Here is an 11,850-nt window from a genome sequence, read left to right on the forward strand (position 1 = left end):
GGGGCTGAGCGATTACGATTTCGCAAGTTCGACACACATCTCGTCAGAAATTGGGCTAAACTGCTCAGGAAGGGAAACGTCATGCGCCACACGATCAATCGCCTGATATTCCGCCGCGGCAAGGGCGAAAAGGCGCTGTCGAAAATTCAGGCGAAGGCCGAAGCGGCCTACACCCCGCTTTATCGGGAGGGGCGGACGCCTGCGCTGGATCGCGCCGAGGAGCTGGCCCTGCAGCGCGTGGCCGAAGCGGCCGAGCGGACCGAAGACGAGTTTGAGCGCGACGAAGCCAAAGTCGAAGCCGGCTTCTGGCCCAAGGTCCAGCGAGTCGCCCGGCAAATCCCGTTTCTCGAGGATCTTGTCGCCGCCTATTACGCCATGCGCGACCCTGAAACGCCGCTTCAGGTGCGCGCCGCCCTCGCCCTGGGCCTGCTCTATTTTCTATGGATCTTCGACATCATCCCCGATTTTCTCGGCTTCGTCGGATACGCCGATGACGGCACGGTTTTGACCACCATCATCTTGCAAGTGGGCGGCGCGATCACGGACGCCCACCGCGCCAAAGCGCGCGAGGCGTTGGGCATGGCCTCGAACCCGAGCTGAACACTCCCGCTTGAATGCAAAAAGCCCCGCTCTGTCGAGCGGGGCTTTTCGTATTGTCGCGAGTGCGAAGACCTAGTCTTCTGCAGCCTCGGTCGCCTCTTCGCGCGCACGGTCGGCGGCGCCTTTGGCGGACGGATCGCGATCAACCAGTTCGATCACGGCCATCGGGGCGTTATCGCCATGACGGAAGCCGGCTTTCAGAACGCGGGTGTAGCCACCCTGGCGTTCCTGATAGCGCGGGCCGAGGGCTTCAAACAGCTTGGCCACCTGATCCTTGTTGCGGATCTTGGAGATCGCCTGACGGCGAGCATGCAGATCACCGCGTTTGGCCAGGGTGATGAGCTTGTCCATGATCGGCTTGAGCTCTTTGGCCTTCGGCAAGGTGGTGACGATTTGTTCGTGCTCGATCAGCGACGCGGCCATGTTGGCGAACATGGCGCGACGGTGGGTCGAGGTGCGGTTAAGCTTGCGGTGGGCGACGCCATGACGCATCGGTGTTCTCCTTCAATCCCGGTTAGGGACGCCTCGCGGCGCGCCGACCCGGTGAACATCTCATTCTAGAATGAGATGTCACATGATTAACATTATCTGGAGCGTTTTCAGTCCGGAAAACCGGCAACCACTTTTCCGGAAAACGCTCTAGATTTGATCCTCATATTTTTTGGCGAGATCTTCGATGTTCTCCGGCGGCCAGTTCGGCGCGTCCATGCCCAGATGCAGACCCATCTGTGCGAGAACTTCCTTGATCTCGTTGAGCGATTTGCGACCGAAGTTCGGGGTGCGGAGCATTTCCGCCTCGGACTTCTGAATGAGGTCGCCGATATAGACGATGTTGTCGTTCTTCAGGCAATTCGCCGAACGCACGGACAGTTCCAGCTCGTCCACCTTTTTGAGGAGGGCCGGGTTGAAGTCCAGCTCGGGTTTGTCATCTTCAGCCGCACGGGCTTCAGAGGGCTCTTCGAAGTTCACGAAGATCTGGAACTGGTCCTGCAAGATGCGCGCGGCGTAAGCCACGGCGTCTTCAGGGGTCACAGCACCGTTGGTTTCGACTTCCAGGATCAGCTTGTCATAGTCGAGCACCTGACCTTCACGCGTGTTCTCCACGCGATAGGCCACGCGCTTGACCGGGCTGTAGAGCGCATCCACGCCGATGAGGCCGATCGGGGCGTCTTCGGGACGGTTGCGGTCAGCGGGGACATAGCCCTTGCCGGTGTTCACGGTCAGGACCATGCGCACGTCCGCATCCTCGTCGAGGGTGCAGATGACGTGATCCTTGTTGATGATCTCGACGTCGGCGGTCTCTTCGATGTCGGCGGCGGTCACTTCGCCCGGACCCTGTTTTTTCAGAGTCAGGCGCTTGGGACCTTCGCCATGCATGCGCAGAGCGACCTGCTTGAGGTTCAGGATGATGTCGGTGACATCTTCGCGCACGCCTTTGATGGACGAGAACTCGTGCAGCACGGAATCAATCTGCACGGCCGTGATCGACGCGCCCTGCAGCGAGGACAGCAGAATACGGCGCAGCGCATTACCCAAAGTCATGCCGAAGCCGCGCTCGAGCGGCTCAGCAATGATTTTGGCTTGGCGCACCGGATCAAAGCCAGGTTGAATTTCCGGCTTCATCGGGCGGATCAGTTCCTGCCAGTTCTTCTCAATCACGGACATCACCCCTTCAGGCGTGCGGCGCGACAGTCGAGGGGACTGCGCGCCGGACCAAAGTCGTCAATCAACGCAATACGGCGTCGATTGAATTTAGACGCGGCGGCGCTTCGGCGGACGGCAGCCATTGTGCGGAATCGAGGTCACGTCGTGGATCGTCGTGATCGTGAAACCGACAGACTGCAGCGCACGCAGCGCAGACTCACGGCCCGAACCCGGACCAGAGACTTTCACTTCCAGCGTCTTCACACCGTGCTCTTGCGCTTTACGGCCTGCATCTTCAGCAGCAACCTGCGCAGCGTACGGCGTGGATTTACGCGAGCCCTTGAACCCCATGGCGCCAGCCGACGACCAGGAAATCGCATTTCCCTGCGCATCGGTGATGGTGATCATGGTGTTGTTGAAGCTGGCGTTCACGTGTGCGACGCCGGCCGTGATATTCTTGCGCTCGCGGCGGCGGACGCGGGACGGTTCTTTTGCCATTACCCTGCTTCCTTACTTCTTCTTGCCGGCGATCGGCTTGGCCGGGCCTTTACGGGTGCGCGCATTGGTGTGCGTGCGCTGACCGCGGACCGGAAGGCCGCGGCGATGACGCAGACCACGATAGCAACCCAGGTCCATCAGACGCTTCACATTCACCGCAACTTCGCGGCGCAGATCACCTTCAACGGTGTAGCCACCGTCGATGGCTTCACGGATCTGCAAAATTTCTGCGTCGGTGAGCTGGCTCACACGTTTTTCGGCGGGAATTCCCACCTTGTCACAAATTTCCGTCGCCATAGCCGGGCCGATGCCGTGGATATAGCGCAGCGCGATCGTGACGCGCTTGTTAGTCGGAATGTTGACGCCGGCGATACGTGCCACGACGCTCTCCTTGTCTCATCAGCCTTCGCACAGAAGACGGCGAAAGAGCGCAACCGATATGGCGGCGCTTGTTTCGACATCTGCCCCTGCGAGCGAAGGGCGCTTATTATAGGCGCTCACCGATCACGTCAACCGCGAGAGGAAGCCACCCGTCCTGTTTTTCCAGACCAGACTGATCTGGAAGCTGCTCTTTTATTGGCCGAGCGCAGCTGCAATGCGTGCAGCAACCTCGTCCATCTCGCCCATACCGTCCACATCAGACAGTTTGCCCTGCCCCTCATAATAGGGAATCAGCGGCGCGGTCTGGGCGTTATAATTCTCAAGCCGCACTTTGAACGCCTCGACGGTGTCGTCGGCGCGGCCCTCTTCAGCGGCGCGTTTTTCCATGCGCGCCACCAGTTCGTCCTGGTCCACCACGAGCCGCAAGACCGTGTCGATCTGCGTGCCGCGTGATTGCAGGAGCTCGTCCAGCGCTTCGGCCTGAGCCACGGTGCGCGGGAAACCGTCGAAAATGGCGCCGCCGGCGATATCAGCTTCCGGCAGACGTTCCTCGATCAGTGCGATGACGACATCGTCGGAAACCAGGTCGCCCCGGTCCATGATTCCTTTGACCTTGCGGCCCAGTTCGGTGCCAGCTGCGATAGAGGCGCGCAGCATGTCGCCGGTGGACAGCTGAAGCCATCCATAGTCTGCGACAAGACGTTTGGCTTGGGTGCCCTTGCCCGCGCCAGGCGGGCCGAACATGACCAGATTCATCTCTTGCGCCCCTTCAGCTTGGTCTTCTTGATCAGGCCTTCATACTGGTGGGCCAGCAGATGGGACTGAATCTGACCAACCGTATCAAGCGTCACCGACACGACGATCAGCAAAGATGTGCCGCCGATGTAGAACGGGATGCCGGAAACTTGCGCTTTCAGGAACTCAGGGAAAACACAGACAATGGTCAAATACGCAGCTCCGATAACGGTCAGGCGCGAGAGCACATAATCAAGATATTCCGCAGTCCGCTTGCCCGGACGGATGCCCGGCAGAAAGCCGCCATACTTTTTCAGATTGTCCGCTGTCTCTTCCGGGTTGAAGACCAGGGAGGTGTAGAAAAAGGTGAAGAAGATAATGAGCGAGGCATAGAACGCCAGGAACAGAGGCTGCCCCGGGCCCAGGAGCGCGACGATGGTCGTCACCCATTCCGGTCCGGTGGTGGAGAAACCCGCCACAGTCGCCGGCAGCAACAGCAGTGAGGAGGCGAAGATCGCCGGGATCACGCCCGCCGTGTTCAGCTTGAGCGGCAGGAAGCTTGATTCGCCGCCCATCATGCGGTTGCCCACCTGACGCTTGGGGTATTGGATCAAAAGCCGGCGCTGGCTGCGTTCCATGAACACCACAAAGGCCAGCACGACGATGATGCCGATCAGCATGGCGATGATGACGCCGCCCGGAATGGCGCCCGAGGCGCCCTGTTGCAGCGCATTGACCAGCGCGCGGGGCAGCTCGGCCACAATGCCGGCGAAGATGATCAGGGAGACGCCATTACCCACGCCGCGCGCGGTGATCTGCTCACCCAGCCACAGCAGGAACATTGTGCCGCCCACAAGCGTGGTGACGGTGGTGATCAGGAAGAACGGTCCCGGATTGATGGCGATGGAGGCGCCGTCGGTCACGGTCTGCATGCCGATGGCGATGGCGAACGCCTGTGCGCCGGCCAGAACCACGGTCAGATACCGGGTGTATTGGTTGATCTGCTTGCGACCCGCCTCGCCGCCATCCTTTTTCAGGCGCTCAAGCGACGGCACGGTGGCCGACATGAGCTGCATGATGATCGAGGCGGAGATGTAGGGCATCACGTTCAGCGCGAAGATCGCCATGCGCTCGACGGCGCCGCCGGACATCATGTTGAACATGCCCAGCACGCCCTGGCTTTGCTGCTGGAAGGCCAGCGCAAACTGCGAGGGATCGATGCCCGGCACAGGCACGAACGTGCCGATACGGTAGATGACCAGGACCAGGAGCGTGAACAGAATGCGCTTCTGCAGCTCCTTCGCTTGGGCGAACGCCCCGAAATTCATGTTCTGGGCGAGCTGTTCAGCGGCTGACGCCATATCGGTCGGATGCTCCCTGAGAAAGCCCTCAAAGCGCGGAGGGACCGCTTCCAGTTAGGAAGCGGTCCGTCTCAACGCTAGCTTATTCGGACTGGTCTTTGGCGGATTTGGCGGTGACGGTGACTTTACCGCCGGCCTTTTCCACAGCTTCGATCGCCGGCTTGGAGCCGCCAGCCACCGTCAGGTCCAGTTTCGCGGTCAGTTCGCCGCCGCCAATCACACGCACGCCGTCCTTGGCGCGGCGAATGACGCCAGCTTTGATCAGAGCGGCGGCGTCGACAGGCGCTTTCGCGTCCAGCTTGCCGGCGTCTACTGCCGTTTGCAGGCGGCCCAGGGTCACTTCAGCGAACGCCAAACGGTTCGGCTTGTTAAAGCCGCGCTTGGGCAGACGTTGATAGAGCGGCATCTGACCGCCCTCAAAGCCCTTGATGGCGACACCCGAGCGAGACTTCTGGCCTTTAACGCCGCGTCCGCCGGTTTTGCCTTTGCCAGAGCCGATGCCACGGCCGACACGCGTACGCGATTTGGTCGCGCCGTCGTTATCGCGCAGTTCATTCAAGCGCATCGTTCGTCTCCTTGGTGAGAGGGCGCGGGATTAACCGCGCTCCTCCACGATCTCAACCATGTGGGCGACCTTGCGGATCATGCCCCGCACGGACGGGGTGTCCTCAAGCTCGCGCTCGCGGCCGATCCGGCCCAGGCCGAGACCCTTCAGGGTCGCGCCTTGGTCCTTCGGACGGCGGATGGGGCTGCCGGTTTGGCGCACCACCAGGGTTTTTTGTTCAGCCATGCGTCCCTCCTAGGATTCGATGGCTTCAGGTGAGCTGGCGCCATCTTGGCGACGCTCAACCAGATCAGCGACCTTGATGCCACGTTTGGCGGCCACCGAACGCGGGCTGTTCTGGGCCTTGAGAGCCTCGAACGTTGCGCGAACCATGTTGTACGGGTTGGACGAACCGGTCGATTTGGCGACCACGTCCTGAACGCCGAGCGATTCCAGCACCGCACGCATCGGACCGCCGGCGATGACGCCGGTGCCCGGAGGGGCGGAACGCAGGATCACCTTGCCGGCGCCCCAACGACCTTTCGCATCATGGTGCAGGGTGCGGCCTTCACGCAGCGGCACGCGCACCATCATCTTCTTGGCTTCTTCGGTCGCCTTGCGGATGGCTTCAGGCACTTCACGCGCCTTGCCCTGTCCAAAGCCGACACGGCCCTTCTGGTCACCAACCACTGCGAGGGCGGCGAACTGGAAGTTCCGGCCGCCTTTCACGGTTTTGGCGACGCGGTTGATCTGGACCAGCTTGTCGACCAGTTCCGGTTCGCCGTTATCGTCGTCCCGGCGGCGGCGATCGCGGCCGCGATTGTCTTCTCGTGCCATGCGTTCGCTCCTTAGAAGTTCAGACCGCCCTCGCGAGCGGCGTCTGCGAGCGCTTTAACACGCCCGTGGAAGATGTAACCGCCGCGGTCGAACACCACGTCGATCAGACCTTTTTCCTTCGCCCGTTCTGCGACGCGCTTGCCGACTTCGGCAGCCGCTTCGACACCGTTCGAAGAGATCTTGGAATCTTTCTCCAAAGTGGAGGCCGACACCAGGGTCACGCCGTTCGCATCATCGATGATCTGGGCGTAAATATTCTTTGAGGAACGGAACACCGACAAACGCGGTCGTCCATTGCCCATTTTGCGGAGCCGGGTGCGCGTGCGCTGAGCGCGGCGCCGCATGGTTTCTGCAGCATTTTTCATCGCCTGGCCCCTTACTTCTTCTTGCCTTCCTTACGACGGACATATTCGTCGGAATACTTCACACCCTTGCCTTTGTAAGGCTCGGGCGGACGGAATTCACGAATTTCCGCCGCGGTCTGACCCACGGTTTGGGCGTCAGCGCCCTCAATGGTGATCTCGGTCGGTTTCGGCGTCGCAATTTTGACGCCCTCACGCGGCGTGTAGATCACGTCGTGCGAGAAGCCGAGCGAAAGCTTGAGATCCGTGCCCTGCATTTGGGCGCGGTAACCCACACCGACCAGCTCAAGGTTCTTGGAGAAGCCCTGAGTGACGCCGTGCACCATGTTTTTGATGCGGGCGCGTGCGGTTCCGTACATGGCTTTCGCGAATTTTGTGCTGTCAGCCATTTCGACCGTGATGGCGTTGTCCTCTTGCTTTAGGCGCACGCATGCGGGCGCATAAAAGCTGAGTTCGCCTTTCGGGCCTTTGACCGACACCTGGCCGCCAGTGATGTTGGCGGTGACCCCGGTGGGGATTTCGACAGGCAGTTTGCCTAGACGCGACATGGTTCTAGCCTCCCTGTCTCTAGCTGACGTGGCAAAGGATTTCGCCGCCGACGTTCTTGGAGCGCGCCAGTGCATCGCTCATAACGCCTTGCGGAGTCGAAATGATTGCAATGCCCAGGCCGTTCATGACGAGCGGCAGGTCGCGCACCTTGCGGTATTCGCGACGGCCCGGCTTGGACACGCGTTTGATGTCGGAGATCACCGGCTGGCCTTCATGGTATTTCAGTTCGATTTCGAACTGGCTGAAGCCCTTGGCGTCGGTGGTCTCGGTATAGCCGCGGATGAAGCCCTCTTCCAGGAGCACTTCGAGCACGCGGCCGCGAAGTTTGGAAGACGGGGTCACCACATTGGTCCGCTTGCGCATCAGCGCGTTACGGATGCGGGTCAGCATATCGCCGAGAGGATCGTTCACGGACATCTAAATCCCTCCTACCAGCTCGACTTGACCATGCCCGGGATAAGCCCGTGGCTGGCCAGCTGACGCAGCGCAATACGCGACATCTTGAGCTTGCGGTAATAAGCGCGCGGGCGACCGGTCACCTGGCATCGGTTACGGATGCGGGTCGGCGCCGAGTTGCGCGGCAACGAGGCCAGCTTCAGCTGCGCTGCAAAGCGCTCTTCCACCGGCTTGTCCGTGTCACGTGCGATCGCCTTCAGCGCTTCACGCTTGGCAGCGAAACGCTGAGCCAGGCGTTGGCGCTTGAGATTGCGTTCGACTGCACTCTTCTTAGCCATTCAGTTTATCTCCTCGCGTGCGAGACCCTCACGGTCCCGCTCTCCTGCTGCGTTAGTTCGAAAACGGAAAATCGAACTCGGCCAGCAGGGCCTTCGCTTCTTCATTGGTGTTGGCCGTGGTGCAGACAACGATGTCCATACCGCGGATTTTCTCGACCTTGTCGTAATCGATCTCGGGGAAGACGATGTGCTCTTTCAAACCCATCGCGTAATTGCCCCGGCCGTCAAAGCTCTTGCCGTTCAGTCCGCGGAAGTCACGGACGCGCGGCAGAGCGATGGTCACCAGACGATCAAGGAATTCGAACATGCGATCCTTGCGAAGGGTGACTTTGGCGCCAATCATCTGATCTTCGCGCAGCTTGAAGCCGGCGATGGAGTTCTTGGCGATCGTGCCGACCGGCTTCTGGCCAGCGATTGCTTCGAGGTCTGCGAGCGCGCCGCGGATTTTTTTGGAATCCTGAGCCGCCTCGCCGACGCCCATGTTGATCACGACCTTATCCAGGCGCGGGATCATCATGTCATTCGCGTAACCGAACTTTTCCTTCAAAGTCGCGCGGATTTCCTCGCGATACTTCGTCTTCAGGCGCGGTTCGTATGTAGCAACGTCAGCCATCGATCACCTCACCGGATTTCTTGGCCACGCGCACCTTCTTGCCGTCTTCAATCTTGAAGCCCACACGGGTGGCTTCGCCAGATTTCGGATCGGCCAGAGCCACGTTGGAGACGTGGATGGACGCGTTTTTCTCAACAATACCGCCCGGGGCCGTTTGGGTCGCGCGCTGGTGGCGCTTGACCACATTGACGCCCGACACCACCACACGATCTTCTTTGGGAAGAACCTGGGTGACCTCGCCGGTCTTACCTTTATCGCGACCGGTCAGAACGATGACCTTGTCGCCTTTTTTGATCTTCGCAGCCATGGTTACAGGACCTCCGGCGCGAGGGAGACGATCTTCATATGGCTCTTGGCGCGCAGTTCACGAGGAACCGGGCCGAAGATCCGGGTGCCGACCGGCTCGTTGTTGGTGTTCAAGATCACAGCCGCGTTGCCGTCGAAACGGATGACGCTGCCGTCGCGACGCTTGATGTCGCGAGCGGTGCGCACGACGACGGCCTTGCGGACGTCGCCCTTCTTAACGCGGCCCTTGGGCGTGGCTTCCTTGACCGAGACGACAATGATGTCGCCAACGCCTGCGTAGCGGCGTTTTGCGCCGCCCAGTACTTTGATGCACTGCACGCGGCGGGCCCCGGAATTGTCGGCCACGTCCAGATTAGTTTGCATCTGGATCATCGCTAATCCTCCGTAATCAGTGGATCCTCCACCGGGCCAGGCTTACGCCTGCTCGGAGACGATCTCCCACCGCTTCAGCTTCGACTTCGGCGAGCACTCCTGGATTTGGACGCGCTCACCCACTTTGATCGCACCCGACTCATCGTGGGCGTGATATTTCTTCGTACGGCGCACGGTTTTACGCAGCAGGGGGTGCAGGAAGGTGCGCTCTACGCGCACGATCACGGTTTTTTCCTGCTTGTCGCTCACCACGACGCCTTGAAGGATGCGCTTCGGCATGGACCCAAGCCCCCTTAATTTTCAAGCGCGCGGCGACGCTGATCCGTTTTGACCCGGGCGATATCCCGGCGGATCTGCATAAAGCGCGCAGTGTTTTCCAGCTGGCCGGTGGCCTGTTGGAAACGCAGGTTGAACTGTTCTTTTTTCAGCTTGAGGAGTTCGTCCTGAAGCTGATCGTCGCTAAACGCGCGGACGTCTTCGGCTTTCATTCTTCCCTCCTCTTACTCACCCGGACGGGTGACGACTTTGGTCTTGATCGGAAGCTTGGCTGCGCCGAGGCGCAGGGCTTCGCGGGCGACATCATCCGGAACACCGTCGATCTCGAAGATGATCCGGCCAGGCTTGACTTTGGCCACCCAGTATTCGGGTGAGCCTTTACCTTTACCCATCCGGACTTCGGTCGGTTTCTTGGAGACCGGCAGATCCGGGAACACCCGGATCCAGACGCGACCAGCCCGTTTCATGTGACGGGTGATGGCGCGACGGGTCGCCTCGATCTGACGGGCGGTGATCCGCTCCGGCTCAACCGCTTTCAGGCCATAAGAGCCAAAGGTCAGCGTAAAGCCGCCTTTGGCCTGACCGTGAATGCGGCCTTTGTGCGCCTTGCGGAATTTGGTGCGCTTCGGCTGAAGCATGGTTCTACTCCCTCGTTCCGCTTACGCCGCTTGACGGCCAGAGCGTGCGCGCTGCTCGCCAGAGTCGAGCATGCGGCGCTCTTGCGCCATCGGGTCATGTTCCATGATCTCGCCTTTGTAGATCCAGACCTTGATGCCGATGATGCCCATCGCGGTCTTGGCTTCAGCGAAACCATAGTCGATGTCCGCACGCAGGGTGTGCAGCGGAACCGAACCTTCAGAATACTTTTCAACGCGCGCGATCTCGGCGCCGCCGAGACGGCCGCCGCACATGATCTTGCAACCCAGTGCGCCCATGCGCATGGCGGTCTGCAGAGAGCGCTTCATGGCGCGGCGGAAAGCCACGCGGCGCTCGAGCTGCTGAGCCACGCTCTCGGCGACCAGGGTCGCGTCTACTTCCGGCTTGCGCACTTCGACCAGGTTGAGGAAGACTTCCCCGTCAACCATTTTCGAGACCTTGCGGCGCAGCTTTTCGATGTCCGCACCTTTCTTACCGATCACGACACCCGGACGCGCCGTGTAGATCGTGATGCGGCATTTCTTGTGCGGGCGCTCGATGATGATGCGCGACACAGACGCGTTCTTGAGTTCCTTTTTCAGGAACTCGCGAATGCGCAGATCTTCGTGCAGCAGGTCCGCATACTCGTCGCCCTTGGCGAACCAGCGCGATTCCCACGTGCGGTTGATGCCGACGCGAAGGCCGATCGGATTAACCTTCTGACCCATTAGGCGGCCTCCTCAACTTCGCGCACGACGATCGTCAGCTCGGAAAACGGCTTCAGGATCTTGGCGCCGCGACCACGCGCACGGGCGCGGAAGCGTTTCATGACCAGGTTCTTGCCCACATAGGCCTCGGACACGACCAGAGAGTCGATATCCAGACCGTGGTTGTTTTCCGCGTTGGCGATGGCGCTCTCGAGCACCTTCTTGACGTCGGCGGAATGACGCTTGCGCGAAAATTCCAGGTCAGCCAGAGCGCGTTCAACCTTTTTGCCACGGATCAATTGGGCGATCAGGTTGAGCTTCTGCGGGCTGATGCGAAGCATGCGCAGCTTTGCGCGAGCTTCGTTGTCCGCGACGCGGCGGGGATTTGCAGCCTTGCCCATCGCTTACTTCCTCTTGGCTTTCTTGTCCGCCGCGTGGCCGTAATAGGTCCGCGTCGGAGCGAATTCGCCCAACTTGTGACCGACCATCTCTTCGGAGACGAGAACCGGAATGAATTTATTGCCGTTGTGGACCTGGAAGGTCAGACCCACAAACTGCGGCATGATCGTCGAGCGACGCGACCAGGTTTTGATCGCCTGCTTGCGGCCGGCATCATGAGCAGCATCGGCTTTCTTCAGGAGGTATCCGTCGACAAACGGACCTTTCCAGACAGAACGAGGCATGGCGCAGCCGTC

General features: G+C 60.4%; 23 protein-coding genes. 1 reads left to right on the top strand and 22 read right to left on the bottom strand.

The window, feature by feature from the left end:
- Positions 1 to 81 precede the first annotated feature (81 nt).
- Entirely contained in the window at positions 82 to 600 is a 519-nt protein-coding gene (locus ACQ66J_RS00835; protein ID WP_430430115.1) for a YkvA family protein, read from the top strand.
- A gap of 72 nt (positions 601 to 672) precedes the next feature.
- Here ACQ66J_RS00835 and rplQ read toward each other — a convergent pair whose 3' ends face one another.
- The 22 genes from rplQ to rpsS all read right to left on the bottom strand — a co-directional run bounded on the left by rplQ (position 673) and on the right by rpsS (position 11,838).
- Positions 673 to 1,092, bottom strand: a complete 420-nt coding sequence (gene rplQ / locus ACQ66J_RS00840) for a 50S ribosomal protein L17 (RefSeq protein WP_133723085.1) — start codon at positions 1,090 to 1,092, stop codon at positions 673 to 675.
- Positions 1,093 to 1,239: 147 nt separating this feature from the next.
- On the bottom strand, positions 1,240 to 2,259 hold the full coding sequence (locus tag ACQ66J_RS00845; RefSeq protein ID WP_107713697.1) for a DNA-directed RNA polymerase subunit alpha: 1,020 nt from the start codon (positions 2,257 to 2,259) through the stop codon (positions 1,240 to 1,242).
- Between the two features lie 93 nt (positions 2,260 to 2,352).
- Positions 2,353 to 2,742, bottom strand: coding sequence for a 30S ribosomal protein S11 (rpsK, locus tag ACQ66J_RS00850; protein ID WP_009801114.1), 390 nt, complete (start codon positions 2,740 to 2,742; stop codon positions 2,353 to 2,355).
- A 12-nt stretch (positions 2,743 to 2,754) separates the two neighbouring features.
- Positions 2,755 to 3,123 carry a 30S ribosomal protein S13 gene (gene rpsM / locus ACQ66J_RS00855; RefSeq protein WP_022699721.1) on the bottom strand — a complete coding sequence of 123 codons (369 nt, stop codon included), beginning with the start codon at positions 3,121 to 3,123 and terminating at the stop codon, positions 2,755 to 2,757.
- A gap of 192 nt (positions 3,124 to 3,315) precedes the next feature.
- A complete protein-coding gene (locus tag ACQ66J_RS00860) occupies positions 3,316 to 3,879 on the bottom strand; it encodes an adenylate kinase (RefSeq protein ID WP_430430116.1) in 564 nt (187 codons plus the stop codon).
- Positions 3,876 to 5,219 carry a preprotein translocase subunit SecY gene (secY, locus tag ACQ66J_RS00865; protein WP_375548860.1) on the bottom strand — a complete coding sequence of 448 codons (1,344 nt, stop codon included), beginning with the start codon at positions 5,217 to 5,219 and terminating at the stop codon, positions 3,876 to 3,878. The genes ACQ66J_RS00860 and secY overlap by 4 nt, the downstream gene beginning before the upstream one ends.
- An 82-nt stretch (positions 5,220 to 5,301) precedes the next feature.
- Positions 5,302 to 5,784, bottom strand: a complete 483-nt coding sequence (gene rplO, locus ACQ66J_RS00870; RefSeq protein WP_022699724.1) for a 50S ribosomal protein L15 — start codon at positions 5,782 to 5,784, stop codon at positions 5,302 to 5,304.
- A gap of 30 nt (positions 5,785 to 5,814) precedes the next feature.
- Positions 5,815 to 6,009 (bottom strand): 50S ribosomal protein L30, encoded by a 195-nt coding sequence (gene rpmD, locus ACQ66J_RS00875; RefSeq protein ID WP_107712999.1) that lies wholly within the window; start codon positions 6,007 to 6,009, stop codon positions 5,815 to 5,817.
- Positions 6,010 to 6,018: 9 nt separating this feature from the next.
- Complete coding sequence (gene rpsE / locus ACQ66J_RS00880; RefSeq protein ID WP_107712998.1) at positions 6,019 to 6,600, bottom strand: 30S ribosomal protein S5; 582 nt, start codon at positions 6,598 to 6,600, stop codon at positions 6,019 to 6,021.
- 11 nt (positions 6,601 to 6,611) lie between these two features.
- The gene (rplR, locus tag ACQ66J_RS00885; RefSeq protein ID WP_107712997.1) at positions 6,612 to 6,965 is read right to left on the bottom strand and encodes a 50S ribosomal protein L18; all 354 of its coding nucleotides are present in this window, start codon (positions 6,963 to 6,965) and stop codon (positions 6,612 to 6,614) included.
- A gap of 11 nt (positions 6,966 to 6,976) precedes the next feature.
- Positions 6,977 to 7,510, bottom strand: coding sequence for a 50S ribosomal protein L6 (rplF, locus tag ACQ66J_RS00890; protein WP_430430117.1), 534 nt, complete (start codon positions 7,508 to 7,510; stop codon positions 6,977 to 6,979).
- Between the two features lie 19 nt (positions 7,511 to 7,529).
- A complete protein-coding gene (gene rpsH, locus ACQ66J_RS00895; RefSeq protein ID WP_375548858.1) occupies positions 7,530 to 7,928 on the bottom strand; it encodes a 30S ribosomal protein S8 in 399 nt (132 codons plus the stop codon).
- An 11-nt stretch (positions 7,929 to 7,939) separates the two neighbouring features.
- A complete protein-coding gene (rpsN, locus tag ACQ66J_RS00900; RefSeq protein WP_022699730.1) occupies positions 7,940 to 8,245 on the bottom strand; it encodes a 30S ribosomal protein S14 in 306 nt (101 codons plus the stop codon).
- A 52-nt stretch (positions 8,246 to 8,297) separates the two neighbouring features.
- A complete protein-coding gene (gene rplE / locus ACQ66J_RS00905) occupies positions 8,298 to 8,858 on the bottom strand; it encodes a 50S ribosomal protein L5 (RefSeq protein ID WP_375548857.1) in 561 nt (186 codons plus the stop codon).
- Positions 8,851 to 9,165 (bottom strand): 50S ribosomal protein L24, encoded by a 315-nt coding sequence (gene rplX, locus ACQ66J_RS00910; RefSeq protein WP_022699732.1) that lies wholly within the window; start codon positions 9,163 to 9,165, stop codon positions 8,851 to 8,853. Before rplX ends, rplE begins: the two co-directional genes overlap by 8 nt.
- A 2-nt stretch (positions 9,166 to 9,167) precedes the next feature.
- On the bottom strand, positions 9,168 to 9,536 hold the full coding sequence (gene rplN, locus ACQ66J_RS00915; protein WP_022699733.1) for a 50S ribosomal protein L14: 369 nt from the start codon (positions 9,534 to 9,536) through the stop codon (positions 9,168 to 9,170).
- Between the two features lie 42 nt (positions 9,537 to 9,578).
- Entirely contained in the window at positions 9,579 to 9,815 is a 237-nt protein-coding gene (gene rpsQ / locus ACQ66J_RS00920; RefSeq protein WP_022699734.1) for a 30S ribosomal protein S17, read from the bottom strand.
- Between the two features lie 14 nt (positions 9,816 to 9,829).
- The gene (gene rpmC / locus ACQ66J_RS00925) at positions 9,830 to 10,024 is read right to left on the bottom strand and encodes a 50S ribosomal protein L29 (protein WP_022699735.1); all 195 of its coding nucleotides are present in this window, start codon (positions 10,022 to 10,024) and stop codon (positions 9,830 to 9,832) included.
- A gap of 12 nt (positions 10,025 to 10,036) precedes the next feature.
- Complete coding sequence (rplP, locus tag ACQ66J_RS00930) at positions 10,037 to 10,450, bottom strand: 50S ribosomal protein L16 (RefSeq protein WP_009801130.1); 414 nt, start codon at positions 10,448 to 10,450, stop codon at positions 10,037 to 10,039.
- Positions 10,451 to 10,471: 21 nt separating this feature from the next.
- Positions 10,472 to 11,176 (bottom strand): 30S ribosomal protein S3, encoded by a 705-nt coding sequence (gene rpsC / locus ACQ66J_RS00935; protein WP_107712991.1) that lies wholly within the window; start codon positions 11,174 to 11,176, stop codon positions 10,472 to 10,474.
- Positions 11,176 to 11,556: a 50S ribosomal protein L22 gene (rplV, locus tag ACQ66J_RS00940; protein WP_022699737.1), complete on the bottom strand. Its 381-nt coding sequence runs from the start codon at positions 11,554 to 11,556 to the stop codon at positions 11,176 to 11,178. The genes rpsC and rplV overlap by 1 nt, the downstream gene beginning before the upstream one ends.
- 3 nt (positions 11,557 to 11,559) lie before the next feature.
- The gene (gene rpsS / locus ACQ66J_RS00945) at positions 11,560 to 11,838 is read right to left on the bottom strand and encodes a 30S ribosomal protein S19 (protein ID WP_022699738.1); all 279 of its coding nucleotides are present in this window, start codon (positions 11,836 to 11,838) and stop codon (positions 11,560 to 11,562) included.
- Positions 11,839 to 11,850 lie beyond the last annotated feature (12 nt).

It is taken from the genome of Oceanicaulis sp. (assembly GCF_965284345.1).
GTDB lineage: Bacteria > Pseudomonadota > Alphaproteobacteria > Caulobacterales > Maricaulaceae > Oceanicaulis > Oceanicaulis alexandrii_A.